Source organism: Halovivax ruber XH-70 (assembly GCF_000328525.1).
GTDB lineage: Archaea > Halobacteriota > Halobacteria > Halobacteriales > Natrialbaceae > Halovivax > Halovivax ruber.
In genome coordinates this window covers 1,062,342-1,087,264 of the sequence record NC_019964.1, presented here as the reverse complement: position 1 = coordinate 1,087,264, position 24,923 = coordinate 1,062,342, and the positions used below count along the sequence as shown (strand labels likewise).

Genomic DNA, 24,923 nt, shown 5'->3' with positions numbered 1-24,923 from the left:
ACGGTCTTAACTGTGGTCATCGCATCCGAGTCGACCGCCGACGGGCCGACCGAAAGAGCGGCGTCGATCGCCGGAAGGCCTCAGGAGATCGTCGTATGGGCCGATTCCTCGTTCAGGGACAGGTTCGCCGCGATTTCTGCATTTCTGACGGCGTACTGGGCCGTCTGCTCCAGACTGACGAGGACTTCCCTGATCTGGAGGAGGTCCTCGTTCGGCATCTCGGGTAACGACGTCAGGATCTCGCGTTCGTGGGCGGAGATCTCGCCAAAACTCGTCCGGGCGTCGATCGCGAGATCGTACTCGCGATTCACGGCAGCTTCCACGGCCAGGGTCGTGATCTCGTCGACCTCGTCGTTCAACGCTCGGACGTCGGCCATGACGGCGTTTTCGACGTCCAACGTGTGGCCGTCGGTTTCCATGACGATGTCGGCGATGTCTTCTGCGTTGTCGGCCGTGAGTTCGAGGTTCTTCGCGATGGATCGGTAGCCGATCAACGAGACGCCGCCGTCGAGGCCGACGGCCTGTGCGACCGCCGGGTTGCCGTGTGCGCTGAAGATGAGCCGGAGAATGAGCACGAAGATCTTGTTCGCCTGGCGTTCGCGGTTGAGCGCACGCTCTGCGAGATCCGGGTTCCCGTGGGCGAGTGCTTTGATCGCCTCGCCACGCATCGTCCGGCCGGTGCGTTCGAGCCGGGTGAGCAAGTTATCGAGCGTGAAATCCGCCGGATCGACGGAACACCGGATGGCGATGCTCTCGGGCGTCTCTTCGATGACCCCGAGCCCCATCAGTTGCGTCTCCGCGCGATAGACCGCGTTGATGATGTCCGAGTCGAGCGCCCCGTCCTCGCGTTCGACGTGGATCACACGCCGACCGAGGGCGTACTGTGCGACGATGGCCCGCTCGACGGCGTTGGCATCGAGTTCGTCGGAGTGAACTACCGCTTCCGTCTCCTCGGCGTGGGCCGACTCCGGTAGTACCGTCAGCGTTCCATTCGACCCCATCCGCAGCGACACCTCGTCACCCTTCTCGACGTCCTGTGCGCTCGCCCACTCCGCGGGCAGCGTCATCGCGAGCGTGGACGGTCCGAGTCGCTGGACCTTTCGCGTCTTCATAGGAGGGGGTTGCACGAGGGTGTGTTTAATCCTATCTATAGTGCCTTATACACTGGACGGGCGCAATACCACGGCCTTTAGGCCGTGAATACGCGCCACCACTCAGTGACCCGTTCAACCGATACCGACTGGCCCAGATATTTCACGCCAAACATAGCCTTTAATACTCAAAATTCCATTACGAGTTATTAACACAGTTAATGCTGGATACAACCCGCACCTACGTCGCCTGCATCACGAACCACGGACAGGTTCGTGACGACCTCGACCAGTGTGGGTTCTCCGCCTCGAAACTGTGGAACGTCGGACGCTACTACATCCAAGACCGGTGGGATGAAGACGGTGAGATACCCGATGAAGCCGAGCTGAAATCAGCGTTGAAAGACCACGAATGCTACAATGACTTACATTCTCAGTCAAGTCAGCGAGTTCTCGAAGAACTTGCTGAAGCGTTCACTGGTTGGTACAACTCCGACGACGGCAACAACCCACCGGGCTACAGGAAACGTGGCGACCGACACCCGCGCTCCACCGTCACGTGGAAACAGAAAGGCATCAAACACGACGACAAACACGGCCAACTCCGCCTCTCGAAAGGCTTCAACCTGAAAGAAGGTCGGTCAGACTTCATCCTCGCGGAGTACGAAACCCGCCCCGACGTAGACGTCGAGAACATCCAGCAGGTGCGTGCCGTCTGGAATGGCGACGAGTGGGAACTCCACATCGTCTGCAAGAAAGGAATTCCAGTCGAAGACGCACCCGGCGATAAGACGGCGGGTATCGATCTCGGGATCAGTAACTATCTCGCCATCGACTACGAAGATGGTGCGAGTGAGCTGTATCCGGGAAACGTGTTGAAAGAGGACAAGCACTACTTCACCCGCGACGAGTACCAGACCGAAGGTGAAAACGGGCCGTCCAAGCGTGCGTTGAAGGCTCGACAGAAACTTTCCCGACGTAAAAACCATTTCCTCCATACCCTCAGCAATCACATCGTGCAACGGTGTGTCAAGGAAGGTGTGGGAAAGATAGCGGTTGGCGACCTCAGCGACATCCGTGAAGACAAAGACGGCGAGCCTCGGAACTGGGGTGCGTCGGGGAACAAGAAACTCCACGGGTGGGAGTTTAACCGCTTCACAAATTTGCTCGAATACAAGGCCGAAGAACACGGTATCCTTGTTTACCGTATGGACGAAGAGAACACGAGCAAGACGTGTTCGTGTTGTGGACAGGTTCGTGATAGCAACCGTGTGGAGCGTGGTCTGTACGTCTGTTCTTCGTGCGAAACGACGATGAACGCAGATGTGAACGGTGCGGTGAACATTCGCAGAAGGATAACTCAGAGTCCCCCGACGGGAGATATGAGTAACGGCTGGTTGGCACAGCCCGGAGGCTTCCTGTTCGACCGCGAGAGCGGACGGTTCACACCGAGAGAATAGGGAGACTGTAAACCCTAATATCCCAACGCTCGGGATTCCTCCGGCTGAAGCCGGAGGAGGATGTCAAACACGAGCGAAAAGTACTGCATCCCTAGGGGTGTTCCATCGGACCCGACGCGCTCCCCAGCGTACCGCGGAATCGGCGAGAGACAGCTATCGATCGATCCAGGAAACCGACCGCTCAGACCACTTTGACCATTCGCGTGGTGAACCGTCCGGTTCGAACGTCCATCCAGCCGCGGAGCGACTCGTCGAGCGTCGCATCGTCCGTGTCGACCCGGAGGACGTCGATCCCGTCGAGTTTCGCCCCCGACGCGACCACCTCGATGTCGTCGGCCCGCCGCAGGACGGCGGGCGAGAGCTGGTGATTGCCGCGCCCGAAGACGAAGCCTTGACCGCCGATCGGCGAGACGACGACGGTCGTCGGATCGGTCATCGTCTCGAGGATGTCCGCTTCGGCGGCGTCGCGTGCGAGGATCTCCCCGTCGCGCCAGACGTCGACCCCGAGTGGAGAGGCGTCAGCACCCAGCTCCTCCTGAATCGCGCCGACGGTACCGCCAGGGCCGAAGACGTACGTCCGCTCCGGATCGATCTCGCGGGCGAATCCGGCGGCGAGCGTCTCGGTGCTCCCGCTCGCGAGTTGTTTGCCAGACTGGACCCCTCGCGTCACGGGCACGGGAACGACGGCCTTGAGTTCGGTCTGGACCGTTCCCTCCCGATAGGCGGCTTCGTCGATGTCGTTCACCTCGCGAGCCGCGACGTCGTCGTACGTCGCGGCGACGCGGCCAGCGTCCGCCGGCGTGACCCCGAACACCGCGGAGTAGATCTTCACGCCGGCTGGGACACCCAGCATCGGGGTTTCGGCGTCTCGCTCTTCGAGGACGGAAGCGACGTCGACGGCAGTCCCGTCGCCGCCGACGAACAGAACGAGGTCCACGTCGTGGTCGAGAAGTGCACTGACCGTCTCGCGGGTATCGCTGGCACTCGTCTCGGACAGTGTCTCCGGCGGTTCGTACACGACGGTCGGTTCGACACCGGCGTCACGAACGGCGTCCGCACCCATCGGTGACCCCGCAGTGAAAATCGCCGCGTCCGGGTCGCGCTGAACGTACGCCTCGATGGCCTCGCGGGCCCGCTCGGGTGCCCGCGGCTCGGCTCCTCGGTCGCGAGCCTCCGCGAGCATCCCGTCGGTCCCCTTCAACCCGACTCGCCCACCCATCCCCGCGATCGGGTTCGCGACGAACCCCAGTGTTGTCATGCAACTGGGTTGGACCGGCATCGGCAAAAGACACGCGGCTCCGGCGGCGATCAGCGGAGACGGGACGCCACATCGGCGCGACGAAGACCGACCGTCGCGAAGATCTGAACGGTTAAGGGGCCGGCACCAACAGTACCGGGTATGTTCGAACACTCGCAGATCGTCCTCGAGACCGGATCCGACCTCCCGATCGACGCCGTGGGCTGGGGCGTCCTCGCACTCAGTCTGGTCGTGACAGGGATCTGGCTCGCCTACGTCTACCGGTGAGCGACACCAACAGGACGAACTGGTGACGGGCGACGACGGGACCCGTGGACGGCGGGCTGTCCCCGTAGGCGCGTTGGGTGATGTGTCGTGCGGACGGGGATTGGTGAATCCTCCAGATAGTCGGGACAGCGAATCCGCACCCGGGCGCCGATCGCTTCGAGACGTACCGACGAATCCGCCTCCCCCTGTTCAGAAACTGAGGTACTCCTCCCATTTCACCCAATCCAGACTATCAGTAATCGGTGATAGTATCGACAACCACAAGATTCAACTCTGATAATTTGCTATCGTGCAGTAGGATGTCACAGAGTCCCCAGGCAGGGAAGCCGGACCCCGGGACGGTTCTCGGCGCCCTCGGGAGCAAATATAGCGCGGAAATCTTGTGTGCGGCGGGAACACCGAAATCTGCACAGACACTCAGCGACGACATCGAGATACCGATCGCGACCTGTTATCGACGCATCGAGGACCTCGTCGAGGCCGGGCTGTTAGAACGCGAGGGCCGTCAGCTCTCCGAGGAGGGCCGGCGGACGAACATCTACCGCCGGACGATCGACGAAGTCGAGATCGACTTCAGCGACGACTCCCCCAGATTTACGGAGAAACGACGCACGGAAGCGAAGAATCGGCTCCAGGACCAGCGGCTGGAGTGAGTCGCCGACGGAATCAGATGCGGAGACGGAAACGGCGACCGATCCCTCGATCAACACCGCAATTCGCCAGCTGAACCCCGTTCGAGCCCTACCGGCTGAACAGCGCGCCTTTGAGCTGACTGTACAGCGAACGCTCGCTTCCCGGGTCCACCAACCCACCGAGTTCGGCGTCCGAAATCGGCAGCTCCGGCGCGAACTCGTGGCTGTAGCCGGGAATGTCCGCGTCGACGTCGAAGTACGCCAGGTAGCACTCGAAGTGCTGGTACTTGCCCGTGAAGCGATACTGACCAGGACCGAGGACTTTGTACTCGGCCGGCGGTTCGAGGCCCATCCCGACGTAGCAATCGCGGATCTGACAGCGCAGATTGTAGACGAGATAGTCCCGGAAGGGTTTCAGGTCGACGAACGGGGCGGGGGAAATCTCGACGCGGGCGTCCGGGTCGCGATCAGGAACCGGCGCTTCGTCGTGACGAACGGTCGTCCGCTCGCCCTTCGCGACGTAGTACTCGACGATGACGCCCGAGACCCCTTCGATTGCACCTTCATCGTCGAGGTAGAGCTCCTGTTCGTACAGTACGGCGCCCTCGGGACCGATCTTGTCCGCTGGAAGCTCGTAGGGGCGCTCGATGCCACCCGTGTCGACGTCGGGATCGTCCGCGTAGTGACTCAGACTCTGGGCGAACAGGTCGCCGAAGGAGTCGTCAAGTTCGTCGACGGTGAGGTCGGCCAGTGCCTCGCGGACGGTCTCGAACCGCTTGGGGTTCAGGTTCCACGGGATCGTGTCGTACTCGGTCTCCTGAGCCACGTAGTATTTCGCGTAGCGACGGGCTTGGGAGAACTGCTCCTTTTCAGTTTGTGTTCTAGTAGACGGGTCATTAGGTATCCCATCCACCTGATGGTGAATGATGTCTCCTTCACCATCGATCCCTAGTTCATGCTCTCTGTTCTCATTATCGGAGAGAACAAGTCCTACTCCAGTATCGTCCTGACCAATGATATTCGCGTTCATTATCCCCTCAGGCTGCTGAACCAAACACTCTTGTCCTGTTTCTCCTGCTCGTTCTCGAACTCCTGTTCGGTAGTGAGTCCGAGTAGTGACCGAAGGCGCTTCTGTATTGTGTCGGCCGTTCCGTTCCCGTACTGCTGGGCGATGAAGTAGCCGACCGGCATCGCCGCGAGGCCACCCGCCAGTGCCCCGGCGGGACCGGCGAGCGAGCCCGCCATCGAACCGGCCTTCCAACCCGACGTCGCGCCCTTGAAGCCGCCGCCCATCGTGTCCTGCAGGCGGCTGGAGACGTCGATATCGTTCGCCTCGACGTAGGCCGGGAGTTCGTCAGGTGCGTCGACCGATTCGACGAGGTCGACGAGCTCGTCCTGCGTCAGCCGGTAGGTCTTGGTGGTCAGATCGTCGACTGTCCCGCCGACGGGGCCAGGGCCCTCGGCCGTCGAGAGTCGCTCGGCGTTCGCGAGACCGGCGTTCCAGTCCTTCCGCTGGATATGGACGTCGGTTCCCAGCCGGTTCACGATCAGCGGTTCCTCTCCGGACAGCGCTTCTTCGGCCGCCCGATCCGCTTCACGCTCTAGCTGCGGATCCGGATCGATCTCAAGATCGGCGTCCGACTGCGGCATCATCGAGATCGCCGCGCCCGTCTGCTGTTTGACGTGAGCCAACTCGTGCGCTAAGAGATACTGTCCCTCCGCGCTCTCGGGATCGTACTCGCCATCGTTGAACACGATCGCGTTGCCGCAAGTGAACGCCCGCGCGTCAATCGCATCTGTAGCTTTCGCCGCCTCCGGCCCGGTGTGAACCTGGACGTTCGAGAAGTCGGCATCCATCCGCGCTTCGAGCGCCCGCTGGAGCGAAGCGTCGAGCGACTTCCCAGTGCCAATTGCGAGCACGTCCAGCACCGGATCGGGGACGTCGTGCGGATTCGTCTCCGTCCCCTCCGTCGCGCGCATGATGTGCTCCTGTGCCTCGTGGCCGTAGCCGCGACTGGCCATCGACACCCGGTCTGTCTGCGGGATCGGATTCACGTTCTCCATCGCCGGCAAGCCGACCGACGGCGTGGCATCGGGCGGCGTCGCGTCCGGAATGGGCGCGTCGGGAATCGGCGCATCGGGCATTCCCATGGGAGTGAACACTTGCTGGTCGTCCTCACCACTTTCTTTGCGGCGATCGTCCCGCTCACGTGACCGCCGCTCGCCGTCCTTGTGCTGTCTTCGACGTTTTCTCTTCCGTCCCATTTAGCCGTCCTCCGTCCGCCTCTGGGGGCTTCTCGATCGACGACGATCGCTTAGAGCCATCATATGTGGTCACTTCAATTTTGTATAATATAGTTGTTTCCATGGACTGCTTTCGTGATTGGTATTGCCTTCCCTGGCGGATTAAACGCAATTCGGGAAACGGAGACGGGTTTCCTATCCAGACGACGGTTCGAGTGCTACCGACTCGGACTACGCAACGGAGTTGTCGACCAGTTCAGGGGTAAGATACAGCAACGGTCTGGACACGTCCACAAAAGCGAACACGTTACGAACCGCGTCCCCGAGTCCGAGTAGTGGCGAAAATACCCCCGAGGACGATCACCCCGCCGACGAGCGTGATCGCGTCCGGTACCTCGCCAAGGAGACCGAGGGCGAGCAGCGTCGCGCCGAGCGGTTCGCCCAGCCAGGCGACGCTGACGACGACCGATTCGACGTGTTCGAGCGTCCAGTTGATCAGCGTGTGACCCAGAATACCCGGGACGAGCGCCATCGCGAGAAAGAGCAGCCACTCGGTGGGTGAATAGGCCACGTAGTCGTGGCCCTGGACGCCGACGACGGCGAACAGGGTGATCGCACACGCGGCGTAGACCACGGTGACGTACGGAAAGAGCGAGACGCGCTGACGGATCGACCGCCCGGCGAGGACGTACCCGGCCAGCGTCATCGCCCCGACGAGTGCGAGGGCGTTACCGAACGCTGACGAATCAGCGAGCGGCGCCCGCCCGGCGTCGCCGAACGACATGACCGCGGCCCCGGCGATCGCCACGCCGATAGCCCCGACCGTCCGCCGGGTGATCCGCTCGCCGAGGACGAGCCCCGCGCCGATGGCCACGAAGACCGGTTGCAACTGAACGAGCGTCACGCTCGCCGCCACACTCGTGTGATTCAGACTCTCGAACCACGTTCCGAAGTGAATCGCAAGCGCGACACCGGCAAGCGTGGCGAAGCCGAGGTCGCGCCGTGAGAGGAGGGCGAACTCTTCGCGATGGAACCAGACGGCGATCGGCGCCACTAGCAGTGTCGTAAAGAGCACGCGGTAGAACGCGGCGACCGTCGACGGAGCGCCACTCCAGCGAACGAGAATCGCGCTCGTACTCGCCGCGAACACGGCGACCGCGAGGGCAGCCAGCGGCGTGACGCAACGGTCCGTCGACGAGAGCACGTTCGTTCCCAGCCGGGCCAGGACCCAATTCCTTTCGACCGCGGCAGTCGCTTCGTGAGCAAGTTCAGTCGTCCGTAGCGGTCGGGGTGTCGGGCATCCGATTGCCCCGATAGAAGTCGGCGAGTTCGAAATCCACGTCGTCCATGGTGATGATCGCGTCCTCGCCCAGGTGATCCGCGTCATCGACGTACGCGACCGCGCGCTCACGCGTCGCGAACGGAACCGGGCTCCCGCTCATCGGCCCGTGCTGATTCTCCAGTTCGGTCTCCGCGACGAGGTAGCCGTCGGCGGCATCGAACAGTTCGGTTTCGGCGTAATCGACGAACCAGGTGCGCTCGATCGGTGCGTCGGTCGGATGGGCACGCGGAACGACGACGTACGCGAGGAGACACCCCGGCGACTCGAAGAACAGGCCGGTTCCGTCAGCGTGAGCGAGTTGACAGGCCCATCCGGCGTAATCTGCCGGTCCCATCCCACAGACGGGACACTGGTGTGATCGGGTGAACATGACCGGTTCGTCGACCGGGTGGTCGTCGATGGCGTTCGCGGCTGCGCTGTAGGGGACGTCCGACCCGTCGGACGACGGGTCGTCGGGTCCGTCTGGCTCTTCTTCGTCCCCCATACACCCGGCGACGAGCGAGACACCACCGACACCCGCAGCCGCGAGAACACGTCGACGCGTCGTCGAACGGGCGACCGGCCGACTGGCTCCACTGCGGCGGTCCCCGTCACGCGCGTTCATTTCAGTCGCTCCTGCAGGAAGCACGGGTGGGCTGCCGAGATGCCGTCGACCGCGAGGAGCTGCTCGTTGATGATCGAGCCGAGTTCGTCACCGTCTGGAGCACGGACCTCCGCGAGGAGCATGTGATCGCCCGTACAGCTGTAGAGACTCTCGACGACGTCCATCTCCTTCAGCGCCTGCGTCGCCTCGATGTACGATTCGCTCTCGACGTCCATTCCCACGAGCGAGATGAGCTGGTTCGAGAGTTTCTTCGGATCGAGATCGGCCGAGTAACCGACGATCACCCCTTCGGATTCCAGTTCGTCGATGTACTTTCTGACTGTGGGTTTCGAGACGTCGGCCTGCTCCGCGATATCGGCGTAGGAAGCTTGCGCGTCCGACTCCAGGACGGAGAGGATACGGTCCCGGGTCGACTGGGTACTCATAGGAGGAAAATTTGCGCCAGCGGAAAAATATCTTTTGTATCGAAAACCGTCGTGCACACGTTCGTGATCCTGACGGTTCACCCCCGTGACTTCCAGTCGGGGTCGGGGCACGAACGAAATCGACCCATCCGGGGAGCAACGCAAGACGTATTTCTCGCACCCACGGAGTCACCACAATGGTCGAGTTTCACTGGCTGAGTGGCGGCGTCTGGGCCCTGGGCGGGGTCTGCATGCTCGGCCTCGGCTATCTCATCGCGTTCCGAGACCGCGTCGACCTCCACGCCGATTTTGAGGAATCGGGCACCGTCGATCGAGCCGTCGCCGGGAGACGCGTCGGTGCGGTGGCCCTGCTCATGGGCAGCGTGACCGTCGGGCACGGGCTCCGCGAGATGATCGCCGGGTTCGACCCGACGGCTCTCGGACTACTACTCGTACTCTTGCTGGTCGGGAGCTGGTTCACCAGGCTCTTCGCCAGGGGCTGGTCGCCGACGCAATCCCACGAGTGAACACGGCGACGAAGAAAAACGGGCGAGGTTACGTGTGTCGCTCGAGCAGGTCGTAGCTGCGCTCCCACTCGGCGTCGTCGTCGAAGTAGCGTTCGGCGACCGGTTCGTCGGGGAGTTCGCCGAGTGCGTGCTTTTCTTCCTGGTAGGACGGGCGGTCCTCGTCGACGTAGTAGCGACCGGTGAGCACCTCACCCTCGTAGAGGGCGCTCTCGGTCTCGTACATCATCTCGGCGGCCTCGCGCCGGTCGGTGATGTCGAAGTCGTAGTCGTCGGATTCCTGGACGTCGACGTAGGGCACGTACTGACGGGCGTCCTTGTTCCAGGTCGGACACTGGGTGAGGAAGTCCACGTGGGCAAAGCCGTCGTGTTCCATGGCCTCGACGAGGATCTCCTTGGCCTGGTTCGGGTTCACTGCGGCGGTGCGGGCGACGTAGCTCGAACCCGCGGTGAGACTCATCGAGAGCGGTCGGAGCGGATCCTTGGCGCTGCCCGAGGGCTGGGTCTTCGACTTGTGACCTTTCGGGCTCGTGGGCGAAGTCTGGCCCTTCGTCAGGCCGAAGACCTCGTTGTTGAACACGATGTAGGTCATGTCGTGGTTCTCGCGGGCAGAGTGGATGAAGTGGTTGCCCCCGATTCCGTAGCCGTCACCGTCACCGCCGGCGGCGATCACTTCGAGGCCGGGGTTGGCCAGCTTCGCCGCGCGAGCGACCGGCAGCGAGCGGCCGTGAATCGTGTGGAAGCCGTAGGAGTCGAGGTAGCTGTTCAGCTTGCCCGAACAGCCGATCCCCGTCACACAGAGGACTTCCTCAGGGTTTCTGCCGACCTCCGGGAGCGCCTGCTTCAGCGCCTTCAGGACGCTGAAGTCACCACAGCCGGGACACCACGTGGGCTGGGGTTCGACGCTCGGGGTGTACTCGTCACGGTCGATCTCGCGGTCGTCGCCGATTGCGTTGAACGCACTCATTGTTAGTCACCTGCGGCCGGTTCGATCCGGACCTGTGCACTGGGTTCTGCCGCGCCGCCGTCGAGGCGGATCTCGTAGCTCTCGACGATCTCGGCGGGCTCGAACGGGTTCCCGTTGTACTTCAGCAGGCTGGTGAGCTTCTCGCCGTAGCGGCCGAGCTCCTTCTGGATCAGCCCGCGGAACTGTGCGGTCGCGTTCATCTCGACGACCATCGCCTCGTCGACGCTCTCGATGAACTCGACGAGTTCGTTCTCGGCCAGCGGCATCATGTCGGAGACACCGATCGCCTTGACCGAGTGGCCCTCGTCGTTCAGTCGGGAGACGGCCTCGAAGACGGCACCCTGGCTCGAGCCCCAGGTGATGAGACCGTAGTCGGCCTCGTCGGGACCGACGGACGTCTGGTTCGTCTCGCCGTCGTCCAGGTCCTCGCGGATGTACTCGAGTTTCTCGAGGCGGCGCTCCATCTGGAGCACGCGGTTGTCAGGGTCCTCGCTGATGTGACCGACCGGCGAGTGCTCGTTACCCGTCGCCAGGTAGCGTCCGCCCTGCTGGCCGGGGATCGAACGCTGACTGACACCGCGCTCGTTGTCGTCGTAGCCGAAGCGCTCGAACTTGCCGGAGGCGTCGTGGGCGGCCTCTTTGAGTTCGTCCTCGGTCAGCGTCGACCCGAGGTCCGGCGCGGGTTCGCGATCGAAGAACTCGACGTCGACGTTGGTGTTTTCGCCCGAGAGCTTCTGGTCGTAAACGATGATCGTCGGGATCTGGTAGTCGTAGGCGATCTCGAAGGCGGTGCGGGTCTGCTCGTAGGCCTCCTCGACGTTGCCGGGGGCGAAGACGACGCGCGAGGAGTCGCCCTGGCTCGTGTAGAGCACGTGCTCTAAGTCGCCCTGTTCGGGTTTCGTCGGCATCCCCGTCGAGGGGCCCGCTCGCATCGCTTCGAGCAGGACGATCGGCGTCTCGGTCATCTCCGCGAGCCCGAGCGGTTCGGACATCAGCGCGAAACCGCCGCCCGAGGAGCCGGACATCGCTTTCGCGCCCGCGTGGCTCGCACCGACGGCGAGTGCAGCCGCCGCGATCTCGTCTTCGACCTGTTCGGCGACGCCGCCCATGTCGGGGAAGTTCTGGCTGAGAATAGTGAAGACGTCCGTCCACGGCGTCATCGGGTAGCCGGAGATGAAGCGACAGCCGGCGTCGATGGCACCGTAGGCGATGGCGTTCGAGCCCGAGAGGAGCGCCTGTTCGGTCTCGTGGCTCCCTTCGGGGACCGTGAGGTCGTGGGACGTGTCGAACTCGTCGACCATCTCGTAGGCTTCCTGCAGGATCTGGAGGTTGGCCTCCAGCACGTCGCCGGACATGGCGTCTTCCATCAGGTCCTCGATGTGGGCGAGGTCCATCCCGATCAGGCCGGCAGTGACGCCGACACCCGCGGTGTTGCGCATGACCTCGCGACCGTGTTCTTTCGCGAGGTCGCGAAGGTCGACGGGGTAGACGTGCCAGCCGTTCTCCTCGGCCCGCGCCTCCAGGTCGAGTTCGGCGACATCGTCCTCGTCGAGCAGCCCCTCGTCGTAGACGATGATCCCGCCTTCGTTCAAGTCGTCCAAGTTCTCCGACAGTGGCTTCAGTTCCTCGTTGCCGTAGTAGGCCTCGTCCTGCGGGTTGCGCGCGAACGAGTCGCCCAGCGCGAGCAGGAAGTTGTAGCCGTCGCCACGTGACTGTACGTCGTGGCCCGCCGCCCGGATCTCGACGTACGTGTGGCCACCACGAATCCGCGACGGATAGTGGCGGTGCGTGAAGACGTCGAGGCCCGAGCGCATCAGGGCCTTCGCAAAGTTCTGGCTCGTCGAGTCGATCCCGTCGCCGGAACCGCCTGCGATCCGCCAGATGAGTTCGTCGGTAGTCATGTGTATGAAACTGGGACCGATAGCCCCGCTGGTCCGTGCGCGAATTTTGCCGCAGACCGCCTAAAGCCTTTGCTATCGATTGCCATGCATTTATCGTGAAGAATGTAGAATCACCACGAACTTTCAGCGATCGTGGGGGACGGGGAAAGATACGGACGGCGACGGTGGCGCCCAATTCGAGGTGACGGGCTCCTGTTGGCTATCGGCTAGAAGAGTCATATGTCCCGACCGTCACTCGTTCGTATCGTGAGTAGAGTCTCAGTTGCGATTGCGGATTTGCTGTCCGATCACGTGGTCGGCCTTTCGATGGAGGGTTTCGTCGGCCAGGTCACCACCACGCGCTACACCCCCGGTTCCGGGTTCGACCCAGCGACGCTCGCCGGAATCGACTCGCGCTACTGGCTGTACGTGACGGCCTTCTCCCTCGCCGCACTCGCCTGTTTCGTCAGCCTCAGCCGACTGTCGGCGATCGCCGACGCCGACACCCGACGTGGTCTCGGTGCGCTGCTGGTGACGAGCGGTGGCTGGGCCGGTTCCCAGGTTGGGTACCTCGTCGCCCCGACGCGAGCACTCACCCTCGCGAGCTACGTGAGCGGGCTCGTTCTCGGCTTCGCCGCGGTCGGGGCCTGGCTGTACTTCTGTTCGGCTTACACGGGACGTGGCTACCACCGGAATCCGACGTACCGGCGCCTCGGGCTGGCCGTCTTGCTCCCCGTCATCGCCCTGAAGGTCACGAATCCACTCCACCAGGGGTACTTTTCGACCGTGGAGGCGACGACACCCTTTCCCCATCTCGCGATCCAGACCGGGCCGCTCCACTGGACCGCGATGGGACTGGCCTACGCACTGACGTTCGTGGGCTTTTTCATGCTGTTCGAACTCTTCACCGCCGTCGACCACGACACTCGCCCGCTCTTCGTTCTGGTCGGGTTGACCGGACTCCCGGTGGTCGGCGATATCGTCGGCGCCACGACGCCTCACCTCGTGGACATGACCTACGAGCCACTCGGCGTGGCTGTCTTCGCCGTCGGCGTCGCGTTCGTCTCGCTCGAGCAGTTCGAAGCGGTCAGAGTCGCCGGCGAACGAGAGACACCACTCATCTCGCTCGATAGTGATGGGCGGATCCGAGACACGAATCGCGCAGCGCGGACCGTCTTCCCGGCACTCGATGGATCACACGGCGAGTCGCTCGAAGCCATCCTGCCGACGGTGACCGAACGGATACACGGGGACGATCCGATCATCCCGATCGAACGGGGCGGAGACACGCAGTACCTCCGGGTAACCGAAAGTCCGTTCGCCAGCGGAACGGCCGACCTCGGCCGAACGATCGTCCTCACCGACGTGACCGAACGCGAGGCGTACCGACGTGAACTCGAGCGGCAAAACGACCGACTCGATCGCTTCGCCAGCGTGGTGAGCCACGACCTGCGAAACCCCCTGAACGTGGCGACGGGTCGTCTCGAAATCGCACGGGAAACGGATCCAGACGACGAAAACCTCGCCGAAATCGAGGCCGCCCTCGATCGAATGGGGACGTTGATCGACGACGTCCTCGTCCTCGCCAGAGAGGGCCAAACAGTCGAAAACCGCGAACCGCTCACCCTCTCGACGATCACTGCCGACTCCTGGGAGATGGTCGACGGTCCCGACGCCGAGTGTACGATCGAGACCGATCTGAACTTCACCGGCGACTCCGATCGGCTCACCCGCCTCTTCGAGAACCTCTTTCGCAATGCCCTCGATCACGCGGGTGACGATGTCGCTATCACCGTCGGCGCCCTCCCAGACCGGTCGGGTTTCTTCGTCGAAGACGACGGCCCCGGGATCGCCCCGGCCGAGCGCGACGACGTCTTCGAACAGGGCTACACGTCCGATCCCGATGGGACGGGCTTCGGCCTCGCGATCGTCGCCGAGATCGTAGCCGCCCACGGCTGGTCGATCGACGTGACGGAGAGCCAGGAGGGAGGTGCCCGATTCGAGATCACGGGCGTTACGGAACAAACGGCCGGGAAACCACCGGAGCGGGCTGCCACATAACAGACGTAACGGAAGCACCTGTAGCGCGGGGAGGCATCGTGCCATCAGGCGTGAACCCCACGACCGGGCAGGCGAAATCGGCGGCGATCGTCGCTACTCGGTTCGCGGGTTGGACGGATGATAGTCGGTATCGTACTCGCCCGGGTCGTCGTCGACTCGGTCGGGGTTCAGTCTGCCGGACAACAACATGAAATCGACCAGCGTGAGCGCGAGCATCGCCTCCACGACTGGAACGCCCCGCGGGGGAAGGACCGGATCGTGCCGGCCGATCACCTGGGCATCGTCGATCACCTCGCCAGTCTCCCAGTCGACGGTCTGCTGTTCGGCGGGGATCGACGTCGGCGCGTGCAGGGAAACCTCGCCGTAGATCGGTTCGCCCGAGGAGATGCCGCCCTGGATACCCCCGTGGTCGTTGTCGGCGGGCGTGGGGGTCGGCGTGCCACCGGCACCCGACTCCCGTTTGTCGCCGCTCGCGTCGGAGGGACGCTGGGCCTCGCTGAATTCCCACTCGTCGTTTCGATCCGTCCCCGCGTACTCCCTGGCTTCGCGGCCGAGGCCGAACTCGAAGGCCGTCGCGGCGGGGACGGCCATCATCGCCTGACCGAGGCGAGCCGACAGCGAGTCGAATCGTGGGGCACCCAACCCGACGGGGACGCCGCGGGCTTCGAAGTAGATCCCGCCGCCGATCGAGTCGCCTTCCCGCTGGTACTCCTCGATACGTTCTTGCATTCGCTCGGCGGTATCGAGATCCGCACAGCGAACGTCCGTCTCGTCCACGCGCTCGCGAATCTCGTCGAACGGAACCTCGGGGGCCTCGATATCACCGATCTGGCAGACGTGGGCGGCGATCTCGATCCCTTCCTGCGAGAGCAGTTTCTTCGCGATAGCGCCCGCCGCGACCCAGTTGACCGTCTCGCGGGCCGACGAGCGCCCGCCACCGCCCCAGTTGCGCGTGCCGAACTTCGCGGAGTAGGTGAAGTCGCCGTGGGAGGGTCGCGGCGCGGTGATGAACGGTTCGTACTTGCCCGAACGGGCGTCCTTGTTCTCGATCGTGAGCCCGATCGGCGTCCCCGTGGTGTAGCCGTCCTGGATCCCCGACTCGATGGAGACGGCGTCCGGTTCGCCGCGACTCGTCGTGATCTTCGATTGGCCCGGCTTTCGCCGGTCGAGTTCGCGCTGGAGGTCTTCTTCGGAGAGTTCGAGGCCCGCGGGACAGCCCGAGACGGTACATCCCATCGAGGGACCGTGGCTCTCCCCGTACGTCGTCACCTGAAAGAGTCGGCCGAAGCGATTGCCGTTCATTGCCAGAGGGTGTGCGACCACGGCACTTAGCGGTGGGGTTTCTGGCGATCGAAACCGGTTACGCGAGAGGAAGGAGAAAGCCCCGCCCTTCAGGGAGGGGATGAATCCGACAACTAGTGACAAAAACAATATGAAATACCCCGTCTGGATGTTCCATGATTCCCCGCTCGACATCTTCAAGTATGCTGCTCGACATAGGTTACGCATGGCGAAAAAGGTCGTCACCCGCACTTACAAAGCGAGTATCTGCAACCACTCGCAAGTCAAAGACGACCTCGACGCCCTGGGTCACGCTGCCTCAAAACTCTGGAACGTCGGCCGGTGGACAGTCTCCCGCGTCTGGGACGAAATCGGCTACATTCCAGAAGCAGAGGAACTCACGTCGTACCTAAAAACTCACGAACGCTACGATGACCTACACTCTCAGTCAAGTCAGCGCGTTCTGCAAGAACTCGCTGAAGCGTTCCACTCGTGGTACGGTAAACGCAAGAACGGTGATGACCGAGCCAACCCACCCGGATATCGCAAACACGGCGATGACCATCCGCGTAGTTCAGTTACATTCAAAGCCGCTGGCTTCAAGCACGACGCGAAGAACAATCGGATCCGCCTCTCCAAAGGCGACAACACCAAAGACTACTGGACAGACTTCGCGCTCTGCGAATACCAAACACGGCCCGACGTTGACCTCTCTGCTGTGGAGAGCATCCAGCAAGTACGAGCCGTCTGGACGGGCGACGAGTGGGAACTCCACTTCGTCTGCAAACAAGCCATCACAGTGGCTGACTCCCCCGGCGACAAGACCGTGGGTATCGACCTTGGCATCTGCACGTTCGCCGCGCTCGCGTTTGAAGACGAAACCTGCGAGCTGTATCCGCTTGGCTGCCTGAAAGAGGACGGCTACTACTTCGGCAAGCGTATCGCTCGCTGTAATGATTCATCGTCAGCGCAGGTCGAACGATTGCACCAAAAATGGTCGAATCGCCGCACGCACTACTTCCACACGCTTGCTAAGCACATCGCCGAGCGCTGTGTTGAAAAGAACGTCGGGCTCATAGCCATCGGCGACTTGAACGGTATCCGCGGGGATGAGGATGGTGAAGTGAAGGATTGGGGGCCACATGGTAATCTTGACCTGCACGGCTGGGCGTTCGACCGCTTCACCAACATCCTCACGTACAAGGCCGAGATGCAAGGTATCGATGTGGAGCCTGTCAACGAGCGAGGTACGTCAAAGACGTGTTCGTGCTGTGGGCAGGAGAAAGAGTCGAACCGTGTAGAGCGTGGTCTCTACGTGTGTGATGGGTGTGAGTTGGTTGCGAATGCGGACGTGAACGGCGCGGAGAATATTCGACAAGTACCTCTGAGTCCGTCGGACGATACGTCCGCGGATAGGAGTAACGGCTGGTTGGCGCAGCCATCGACTCACCTGTTCGACAAGTCAACGGGTGGATTCCACCCACAAGAACAGGTTGTGTCGTAGACCTTAATATCCCAACTGCGGTCGGGAATCCTCGCCCTTCAGGACGGGAGGACGTCAACAGCCACGGTGTGGACACCCGTGTTCTCGGCCGATCCGCGAGTGTAGAATATGACCGCACCAAAGTAATATATTACTGTATCTCGGATATGACCCCATGAACGATCGATCACCACCGGACGCCTTCGACGACGTAAACGAAGCCGTCGGCGCCGAGTGGGAGGCCGAAACGACTCCATACGAACGAATTCGGCACGTCATCGCTCATACGTACGATTTCGTCACTGCCGCGACGGTCGCCGAAGATGCACGAACGGCGCCGAAAACGGCACGGAAGCACCTGAACACGCTCGTCGACGAGGGGTTCGTCACGACGACTTCCGGCGAACACGGCGGGGCAGTGTTCCGTCGGTCGCCCGAGTCACTCGTTGTCGAACAGGCCGCGGACATTCTCGACCACTACTCGTCCGACGAACTCGTCACACGAGTCACGGAGTTGCGCGACCGACTCACCGACTTACAGGGTGAGTTCGGCGTCGATTCTCCTGAAGAGTTGGCCGTCGAACAGACCAATCAAACGCTATCGCCAGACACGTCGACGCGAGACGAGATCGATCCGGAGACGGTTCGCAAGTGGAAGCGACTCCGGCGCAATCTCGCATTCGCGAACGCTGCCCTCTCGATCGAAAACGCCGAGCGATTCGTCGACGGAGACCACAACGTGGCTGACGATAGCCTTCCCGCCTAACAAATGCCGGAACCGTCAGCTCCAACCGAAGTGCATCACCTCCGTGGGACGGCAGATCGTCCGGCACTACTTACGATCCGCGAGATCATCGAGGAAATGGAGCCACTGGCCACTGCCCGCCTCGACGACTATCTCGATCCGACGGTCCTCGAAGTGACGTTCGACGACGGGCTCTGCGAGGCCGACACCGCCAGACTCGACATCCAGTGGACGACACGGGGTGAGTACAAATTCCACTACACCGACTCTGCGGAAGTGAACGTCCGCTGGGGAAGACACCCACATGGAGGTGACTACATTCACGTCCCAGGGCTCGAACACTACCATCCACCGCCCGACGCGAGCTCCGATCCTGACGACGTGCAGCGCTCTTGCATCACACAGACGCCCGAAGCGCTGGTCACGCGGGCCGTTTGCAAACTCTGGCGCGTCGCCTACCACGAAGGGTCGTACGCACCGTTGAATGCGGGAGAAAATCCGCCGTGAGAAGCGTTAGGAGAGGGGCCACTCGCTCTGCTGTTCTGCTCACGATCCGACGGACGCCTACTTCTCCTCGAGTGCCAGCAATCGCCGTTTCGTCGCTACGCCCCCAGTCGCCGAGTAGCCACCCAGGCCACCGTCGGTCGCGACGACGCGGTGGCACGGAACGAGCAAGGGGATCGGATTTCGACCGCAGGCCTGGCCGACCGCGACCGGCGCAGTATCGAGGGCAGTGGCTAGTTCGCCGTAGGTACGGGTCTCGCCGTACGGAATCTGCATCATCGCACCCATCACGTCGCCGAGAAACCCGTCGGGGAGGGAAAGCTCGAGGTCGAATGCTGTCCGCTCCCCACGTCCGTACGCGACTACTTGTCGGCGAATTTCGGCCGGCGTGGCGTCGTCGACGAGCGACTCGTCGAGTTCGATCGTCGCGTCGAGGATATCTACGTGCATTGGACAGTCTCCGTGTCTGAGACGGTGCGCTGGCGTTCGGTCACCACGTCAATCCGTCGTAGGTGTCCAATCGATCCCGGTCGACGTCGATCCGACGCCCGTCGACGAGAATCCGTTGGTCCATACCCCTGACAGGCAGATCGTCGTACTCGGGCCAGTCGGTGGCCAGGACGGCACCGTCGACGCCCGCGAGTGCATCCGCGATGGATGCTTCGAAGGTGAGCGATCCCGTTTCGCCGTCGGGAGCCGAGTCGGCCGAACCGCCGTTCCGTTCGGCGTAATATTCGCGCACGTTCTCGATCGCCACCGGGTCGTGGGCGACCACGTCGGCACCGCGCTCGCGAAGCCGGTCGATCACCAGCAGCGAGCGGGACTTCCGGATGTCGTCGGTGTGGGGCTTGAACGAGAGTCCGAGGACGGCGATCCTGGCGTCCTCGATGTCGACGTGATCGGCCAGCAACGAGACGAGGCGATCGGGCTGGCCGTCGTTGACGGCGACGACCGCATCGAGCAGGCCCGGCTCGTAGCCCTGGTCGCGGGCTCCGGCTCGCAGCGCGTTGACGTCCTTCGGAAAGCACGAGCCGCCCCAGCCGAGTCCGGAGCGCATGAATCGCTCCGAGATTCTGTCGTCGAGCCCGACGGCGTCGAGCACTTCGTAGGCGTCCGCGCCGTACGCTTTCGCGATATTGCCGAGTTCGTTGACCAGCGAGACCTTCGAGGCGAGGAATGCGTTGTTCGCGTACTTGATGAGTTCGGCCGAGCGGACGTCCGTCTCGACGTAATCCGTTCCCTCCCGTTCGAGAATCGGTGCGTAGAGGTCACGGAGAGTCGCGGCTGCGTCTTCGCTCGTCGCACCGACGACGACCTTGTCGGGCTCCTGAAAGTCCGGCACGGCCGTCCCCATCCGGAGGAACTCCGGATTCATCGCGAGATCGAGGTCGTCGCCGACCGTCATCCCGGCAGCCTGGGCGACGATCGGACCCACGACGTCCTCGGTGGTCCCGGGGAGGACGGTGCTCTTGACGACGACGAGGTGGGAATCGGTGCCGGAGTCTGCATCGTCGAGTGCCCCGGTGACCGCTTCACCGGCGTCGGCCAGGGCCTCACCGAGAGACTCGCTCGCCGCGCGCATCGGACCGAGCTCGAGACTCCCGTCTTCCTGTTGGGGCGTCGGTAGACAGAGCATCGTGAGATCGGTGTCGACGATCTCGTCGTAGTCGGTCGTCGCACGCAGGCGAACGCCGGCGTGCTCGTCGATCAGGGGCGCCAGTCCGGGCTCGTGGATCGGCGACTCGCCAGCGTTGATCGCGTCGACGATATCCTCGTCGATGTCGACGTTGACGACCTCGTGGCCCATATCGGCGAGGCAGGCCGCGACGGTCGTCCCGACGTAGCCGCTGCCGACGATGGAGACGTGCATACGCGTGGGGATGTCGCGTGGGGCTTAGTGGTTTGTGGGTCTGGGCGAAGAAATTTGGAGACGGTAGTTCAAGGACGAGTGTGGCCAAAGCAACGGAACAAGAATCACTCGACGAAAAGCGCGACCGGAATCGACAGCAGCGCCTCACGGCCATCAAACGCTGGGTCGAGTACATCGAAACGCACGACCCGGAGGTGTGGGGTGAGCAGCAAAACAGGCTGATCGATTCGCAGCTCAAGTCCGCACGAGAATCCGACATCGACGTCGAACACCGCCGACGGGTCGCGAAGGCTGGTCGTGATCGGTCGCAGTGATTGCCATTCTCACTCCGTCACTTCCGGCGCCTGTGCCTCCTGGACGAGTTCCTCGGCGCGGTCGCGGTCCTCGGGGTAGCCGACGTCGACGCGCCAGCCGTCCATCCGGATGGCGTCGATGGTGCGGCCGGACTGGATGAGGAGATCGATCGCGTCCGGGAGTTCGTACTCGCCGCGGTCGGAAGGCTGAACGAGGTGGCAGGCGTGGAAGATCGCCGGCGTAAACGTGTAGAAGCCGGTCATCACGAGATTCGACGGCGGGTCGTCGGGCTTCTCCATGACCTCGACGACCTCGCCGTACTCGTTCGTATCGAGCACGCCGTATCGAGAGGCTTCCTCCCAGGGCACCTCCTCGACGAGGAAGGCTGCGTCGGCGCGGTCCTCCTGCTGACGATTGACGACGTCCCCGAGGTTACCGCGGAAGATGTTGTCGCCCAGCATCAGCATGAAGTCGTCGTCGATGTGCGGTTCGGCCTGTAAAATCGCGTGTGCGAGCCCGGCCTGTTCGCGCTGGTGGGCGTAGGTGATCGGGACGCCACGGTACTCGTCGTCGTAGCGTTCGATGATCTGTTCCTTCAGGTGCCCGACGACGACGATGAGTTCCGTCGCGCCGATCTCGATCAGGTTGTCGAAGACGTCTTCGACGAGCGGGGTTCCGTCGACCTCGACCAGTGCCTTGGGGGTGTCCTCGGTGAGCGGCTCGAGCCGGGTACCCTTCCCGGCTGCGAGTACGACAGCTTGCATACCGATACGTTCGCCCGCCCACCGCCATATCTTTTCGGGGATGGACCGCCGGCAACGCAATACGGACGCCGGACAATTCCAGACGACGAGCCACCGTCAGGCAGACCCACTCTCGACGGTCTCGTCGACCAACTGCCGAGCGGCCTCGAACACCTCCTGGGCGCGATCGTCGTCCCTGGCCTGTGCCGTGATCCGGACGAGCGGCTGGGTGCCGCTCGCTCGGAGGAGGTACCAGGCGTCGCCCAGATCGACGCGAAGCCCGTCGCGATCGTCCGTGGCCTCGATCGGTTCGGGGCCGGCCCCGTCGGCGATCGATGCGGCGAGCGTTCCCATGACGGCATCCTTCTCGGACGTTTCGACCGACTCGCGGTGGATCGGATACGACGGAACGTCGGCTGCGAGGGCAGAAAGTGGCCCATCGCGCGCGACGAGCGCGGCGAGTCGGCAGGCCGCGAGCGGGCCGTCCGGACACGGCGTCTCGTCCGGCCAGATCCACGCGCCGGAGGGTTCGCCACCGAAGACGACGGCCGGGTCGGTGGCTCGCTCGGCGACGTAGCCGTCACCGACACGCGTTCGCGTGAGGGAGGCGCCGACGTCGGCGAGGGCGTCGTCCACCGCGAGGCTCGTGTTGACCGGCGCCGCGACGAGGGGCTCGTCGCTGGACGTGTCGGGTTCGGTCGACTCCGCACCTGCACGCTCGATGGGATCCGTCCGCTCGACGGCATCGCGCCCGAACAGCGCAAGCAGGACGTCACCGTCGAGAATCGTCCCGTCCTCGGTGACGGCCACCAGCCGGTCGGCGTCCCCGTCGTGTGCCACGCCGAGGTCGGCGTCGGTCGTCGCGACGACGCGCGACAGTGTCTCGCAGTTCGCCGGCGTCGGCTCGCTCGGACGGGCCGGGAATCGGCCGTCCGATAGCGCGTTCAGGGTCTCGACGTGACAGCCCAGTTCCCGGAGCGCGGCGGCGGTGATCGACCCCGTTCCCGAGCCGACGTCGACGACGACCGACGGCTGGCGCTCGAGTGCCGGCTCGTCCGGCATCGAGACGGCATCGACGAGTGCGTCGACGTGGCGATCGGTCGCCTCGGGCCACGACGTTCGTACGCCGACGCCGTCCCAGGCGACGAGGTCGGTTTCGTTCTCCTCGATTCGGTCCTCGATCGTCGAGAGCGAATCGCGATCCAGGGCCTTGCCGGTCTCGTCCCAGAGTTTGAGCCCGTTGTCCGCGGGTGGGTTGTGCGAGGCGGTGACGGCGATCCCGAAGTCCGCGTCGCGCCAGCCGACCGAGCGGGCGATCGTCGGCGTGGTCGCGACCCCGACGTCCACGACGTCGGTTCCGGACTCGCGAAGTCCGGCAGCGACAGCGTCGACGAGCAGGTCGCCCGTTTCGCGCACGTCCCGCCCGACCACGACGCGATCGGCATCGACGCCGACCGCACGCCCCACAGACAGTGCCAGCTCCGCAGTGACGACGTCGCCTACGGGTCCGCGGACGCCGCTCGTTCCGAACAGTGACATGCGGGTGACTCCGGGTGGCCCGCTCGAAAACGTTGGGGTCCGTTCCACCACGTGAGACGAACCGGCGTCGGGACGGCGATCGGCCGGTTCGTGGCGGCGCAATCGTTTGACGGCGCCACCGCTGCCGCCGTTACCGATCGCGCGTGACGGATTCGCCCGGCTTCGTCGTCGCACCCGTCGAGAGCGTGACACCCGCGTTGAGGTTGGTGTCGATCCCCGTCTTGGCGTCGTCGCCGAGGACGACGCCGAACTTCCGCCGGCCGGTCGAGACCCGCTCGCCCTTGACGGTGAGTTCGACCGGGTCGTCGTCGTGTCGGAGGTTGGCGACGACGGAGCCCGCACCGAAGTTGACGTCGCGGCCGAGGATCGAGTCACCGACGTAGGAGAGGTGGTTGATCGCGGCACCGGCCATCAAGACCGAGTTCTTCACCTCGACAGCGTGGCCGACACTGGCGTCCTGGCCGACCAGCGTCGTTCCCCGAATGTAGGCGTTCGGGCCGACGGTCGCGCCCGACCGGATCAGCGCGGGCCCCTCGATGGTGACGCCCTCGCGGACTGTCGCGCCGGATTCGACGACGACCGGGCCGCGGATCGTCGCGTCGTCGCTGACCGTCCCGTCGAACGATTCTGCGCTCGCGGCGTCGGTGGTCGATCCGTGCCTGTCGGCGAGTTCGGCGATCTTCCACTCGTTCGCTTCGAGGAGTTCCCACGGCCGACCCACGTCGAGCCAGCGGGAGAGGGGGACCGGGCGGACGTCCACCCGGTCGATCGTGTGCTCGACGACGTCGGTGAGTTCGTGTTCGCCCCGCTCGCTCTTCGGAACGTCGAGCCACTCGCGTGCCGCCGCCGGGAAGTGATACGCGCCGGCGTTGATCAGATTCGACGGCGGGTCGGCTGGCTTTTCGACGATGCCGGTGACGGTATCGTCGTCGACGTCGAGGACGCCGTACTGGGTGGGGTCGTCGACCCGGACACTCGCGATGGCCGGGCCGCCGTCGAAGAGCTCGTCGAGACCGTCCTGGTCGAACAGCGCGTCGCCGTTCAGGACGACGAACGGAGCGTCGTCGAGTGACGCGCTGGCGGCTCGAACCGCGTCGGCCGTCCCGAGCCGTTCCGTCTGCCGAACGTACGTGATCGGGACGCCAGCGTACGTCTCGCCGAAGTACTCGCGAATCGGCTCGGCTTCGTAGCCCACGACGAGGAAAATCCAGGAGGCACCCGCCTCGACGGCGGCGTCGACGGTGTGGGCCACGAGCGGTCGGTTCGCGACCGGAACCATCGGTTTCGGGCGGCGATCCGTGAGGGGACGCATCCGCGTTCCTTTCCCGGCCGCGAGGACGACAGTTTGCATATTCCACCCTGGATCCGGCACGTAAATAGTCGTTGCGCCCTCACTCGGGAAACGAAATCTCCGGCAGTAGCGTAAGCACTGGATACGCGCACCGACCAGACGGCGGTAAAAGTCGACTTTTGGCGGTGGTTCAATCGGTATTTCAGGGCCGAACCGGGACGATTCGATGGGTTTCGTGTGGACAGCACAGGACGATTCGATCGGGTAGGGAACGGACAACATCGGGTATCACCGGTTCCACACTGGAACGGAATCGTGAGCGGAACGATGGAGGGGTTCACTCTCAGACACAGCGGTGGCAATCGATCAGGCCACATCGGACTCGTTCTCAGTGGCTCAGCGTGGCGCCATTAACGCGGAGGAACGGCTCTCGAAACAG

The 24,923-nt window shown here is 63.5% G+C and carries 24 protein-coding genes; 9 read left to right on the top strand and 15 right to left on the bottom strand.

What is annotated here, in order from left to right; translation table 11 throughout:
• Positions 1–80 precede the first annotated feature (80 nt).
• Entirely contained in the window at positions 81–1,112 is a 1,032-nt protein-coding gene (locus tag HALRU_RS05090; RefSeq protein ID WP_015300335.1) for a phosphate signaling complex PhoU family protein, read from the bottom strand.
• 200 nt (positions 1,113–1,312) lie between these two features.
• On the opposite strand from HALRU_RS05090, the gene HALRU_RS05085 reads away from it, so the two are divergent.
• Positions 1,313–2,551 (top strand): RNA-guided endonuclease InsQ/TnpB family protein, encoded by a 1,239-nt coding sequence (locus HALRU_RS05085; protein ID WP_015300334.1) that lies wholly within the window; start codon positions 1,313–1,315, stop codon positions 2,549–2,551.
• A 181-nt stretch (positions 2,552–2,732) separates the two neighbouring features.
• On the opposite strand, the gene HALRU_RS05080 is transcribed toward HALRU_RS05085, so the two are convergent.
• A complete protein-coding gene (locus HALRU_RS05080) occupies positions 2,733–3,809 on the bottom strand; it encodes an ATP-NAD kinase family protein (RefSeq protein WP_015300333.1) in 1,077 nt (358 codons plus the stop codon).
• A 141-nt stretch (positions 3,810–3,950) separates the two neighbouring features.
• Here HALRU_RS05080 and HALRU_RS16100 point away from each other — a divergent pair, with 141 nt between their 5' ends.
• Together HALRU_RS16100 and HALRU_RS05075 are read left to right on the top strand one after the other, a co-directional pair.
• Positions 3,951–4,076: a hypothetical protein gene (locus tag HALRU_RS16100; protein WP_015300332.1), complete on the top strand. Its 126-nt coding sequence runs from the start codon at positions 3,951–3,953 to the stop codon at positions 4,074–4,076.
• Between the two features lie 299 nt (positions 4,077–4,375).
• Positions 4,376–4,729, top strand: a complete 354-nt coding sequence (locus tag HALRU_RS05075; protein WP_015300331.1) for a winged helix-turn-helix domain-containing protein — start codon at positions 4,376–4,378, stop codon at positions 4,727–4,729.
• Positions 4,730–4,817: 88 nt separating this feature from the next.
• Here HALRU_RS05075 and HALRU_RS05070 read toward each other — a convergent pair whose 3' ends face one another.
• From HALRU_RS05070 to lrpA1, 5 genes are all read right to left on the bottom strand, one after another.
• A complete protein-coding gene (locus tag HALRU_RS05070; RefSeq protein WP_015300330.1) occupies positions 4,818–5,738 on the bottom strand; it encodes a hypothetical protein in 921 nt (306 codons plus the stop codon).
• Complete coding sequence (locus tag HALRU_RS05065) at positions 5,738–6,973, bottom strand: eCIS core domain-containing protein (protein WP_148680447.1); 1,236 nt, start codon at positions 6,971–6,973, stop codon at positions 5,738–5,740. Before HALRU_RS05065 ends, HALRU_RS05070 begins: the two co-directional genes overlap by 1 nt.
• 286 nt (positions 6,974–7,259) lie before the next feature.
• Entirely contained in the window at positions 7,260–8,156 is an 897-nt protein-coding gene (locus tag HALRU_RS05060) for a DMT family transporter (protein WP_015300328.1), read from the bottom strand.
• A gap of 64 nt (positions 8,157–8,220) precedes the next feature.
• Positions 8,221–8,898, bottom strand: coding sequence for a nitrous oxide reductase accessory protein NosL (locus HALRU_RS05055; protein ID WP_148680446.1), 678 nt, complete (start codon positions 8,896–8,898; stop codon positions 8,221–8,223).
• Positions 8,895–9,323 (bottom strand): HTH-type transcriptional regulator LrpA1, encoded by a 429-nt coding sequence (gene lrpA1, locus HALRU_RS05050; protein ID WP_015300326.1) that lies wholly within the window; start codon positions 9,321–9,323, stop codon positions 8,895–8,897. The genes HALRU_RS05055 and lrpA1 overlap by 4 nt, the downstream gene beginning before the upstream one ends.
• A 176-nt stretch (positions 9,324–9,499) precedes the next feature.
• Here lrpA1 and HALRU_RS05045 point away from each other — a divergent pair, with 176 nt between their 5' ends.
• Positions 9,500–9,829 (top strand): hypothetical protein, encoded by a 330-nt coding sequence (locus HALRU_RS05045; protein WP_015300325.1) that lies wholly within the window; start codon positions 9,500–9,502, stop codon positions 9,827–9,829.
• Between the two features lie 28 nt (positions 9,830–9,857).
• On the opposite strand, the gene HALRU_RS05040 is transcribed toward HALRU_RS05045, so the two are convergent.
• Together HALRU_RS05040 and HALRU_RS05035 are read right to left on the bottom strand one after the other, a co-directional pair.
• Positions 9,858–10,793, bottom strand: a complete 936-nt coding sequence (locus tag HALRU_RS05040; RefSeq protein WP_015300324.1) for a thiamine pyrophosphate-dependent enzyme — start codon at positions 10,791–10,793, stop codon at positions 9,858–9,860.
• Positions 10,794–10,795: 2 nt separating this feature from the next.
• A complete protein-coding gene (locus HALRU_RS05035; protein WP_015300323.1) occupies positions 10,796–12,694 on the bottom strand; it encodes a 2-oxoacid:acceptor oxidoreductase subunit alpha in 1,899 nt (632 codons plus the stop codon).
• A 306-nt stretch (positions 12,695–13,000) separates the two neighbouring features.
• On the opposite strand from HALRU_RS05035, the gene HALRU_RS05030 reads away from it, so the two are divergent.
• Entirely contained in the window at positions 13,001–14,734 is a 1,734-nt protein-coding gene (locus HALRU_RS05030; protein WP_015300322.1) for a sensor histidine kinase, read from the top strand.
• Between the two features lie 93 nt (positions 14,735–14,827).
• On the opposite strand, the gene aroC is transcribed toward HALRU_RS05030, so the two are convergent.
• Complete coding sequence (aroC, locus tag HALRU_RS05025) at positions 14,828–16,036, bottom strand: chorismate synthase (RefSeq protein ID WP_015300321.1); 1,209 nt, start codon at positions 16,034–16,036, stop codon at positions 14,828–14,830.
• Between the two features lie 205 nt (positions 16,037–16,241).
• Here aroC and HALRU_RS05020 point away from each other — a divergent pair, with 205 nt between their 5' ends.
• From HALRU_RS05020 to HALRU_RS05010, 3 genes are all read left to right on the top strand, one after another.
• Entirely contained in the window at positions 16,242–17,519 is a 1,278-nt protein-coding gene (locus HALRU_RS05020) for an RNA-guided endonuclease InsQ/TnpB family protein (protein WP_148680445.1), read from the top strand.
• 154 nt (positions 17,520–17,673) lie between these two features.
• Positions 17,674–18,264 (top strand): DUF7342 family protein, encoded by a 591-nt coding sequence (locus HALRU_RS05015; RefSeq protein WP_015300319.1) that lies wholly within the window; start codon positions 17,674–17,676, stop codon positions 18,262–18,264.
• 3 nt (positions 18,265–18,267) lie between these two features.
• Positions 18,268–18,750 (top strand): hypothetical protein, encoded by a 483-nt coding sequence (locus HALRU_RS05010; RefSeq protein ID WP_015300318.1) that lies wholly within the window; start codon positions 18,268–18,270, stop codon positions 18,748–18,750.
• Positions 18,751–18,807: 57 nt separating this feature from the next.
• Here HALRU_RS05010 and HALRU_RS05005 read toward each other — a convergent pair whose 3' ends face one another.
• On the bottom strand, positions 18,808–19,197 hold the full coding sequence (locus tag HALRU_RS05005) for a methylated-DNA--[protein]-cysteine S-methyltransferase (RefSeq protein WP_015300317.1): 390 nt from the start codon (positions 19,195–19,197) through the stop codon (positions 18,808–18,810).
• A 40-nt stretch (positions 19,198–19,237) separates the two neighbouring features.
• The gene (locus HALRU_RS05000) at positions 19,238–20,617 is read right to left on the bottom strand and encodes a UDP-glucose dehydrogenase family protein (protein ID WP_015300316.1); all 1,380 of its coding nucleotides are present in this window, start codon (positions 20,615–20,617) and stop codon (positions 19,238–19,240) included.
• An 80-nt stretch (positions 20,618–20,697) separates the two neighbouring features.
• Here HALRU_RS05000 and HALRU_RS04995 point away from each other — a divergent pair, with 80 nt between their 5' ends.
• A complete protein-coding gene (locus HALRU_RS04995) occupies positions 20,698–20,931 on the top strand; it encodes a hypothetical protein (RefSeq protein WP_015300315.1) in 234 nt (77 codons plus the stop codon).
• 9 nt (positions 20,932–20,940) lie between these two features.
• On the opposite strand, the gene aglF is transcribed toward HALRU_RS04995, so the two are convergent.
• The 3 genes from aglF to glmU form a co-directional block, all read right to left on the bottom strand.
• Positions 20,941–21,675 (bottom strand): UTP--glucose-1-phosphate uridylyltransferase AglF, encoded by a 735-nt coding sequence (gene aglF, locus HALRU_RS04990; RefSeq protein ID WP_015300314.1) that lies wholly within the window; start codon positions 21,673–21,675, stop codon positions 20,941–20,943.
• Positions 21,676–21,771: 96 nt separating this feature from the next.
• Complete coding sequence (glmM, locus tag HALRU_RS04985; protein ID WP_148680625.1) at positions 21,772–23,187, bottom strand: phosphoglucosamine mutase; 1,416 nt, start codon at positions 23,185–23,187, stop codon at positions 21,772–21,774.
• A gap of 136 nt (positions 23,188–23,323) precedes the next feature.
• A complete protein-coding gene (gene glmU / locus HALRU_RS04980; protein ID WP_015300312.1) occupies positions 23,324–24,544 on the bottom strand; it encodes a bifunctional sugar-1-phosphate nucleotidylyltransferase/acetyltransferase in 1,221 nt (406 codons plus the stop codon).
• Positions 24,545–24,923: the final 379 nt, after the last annotated feature.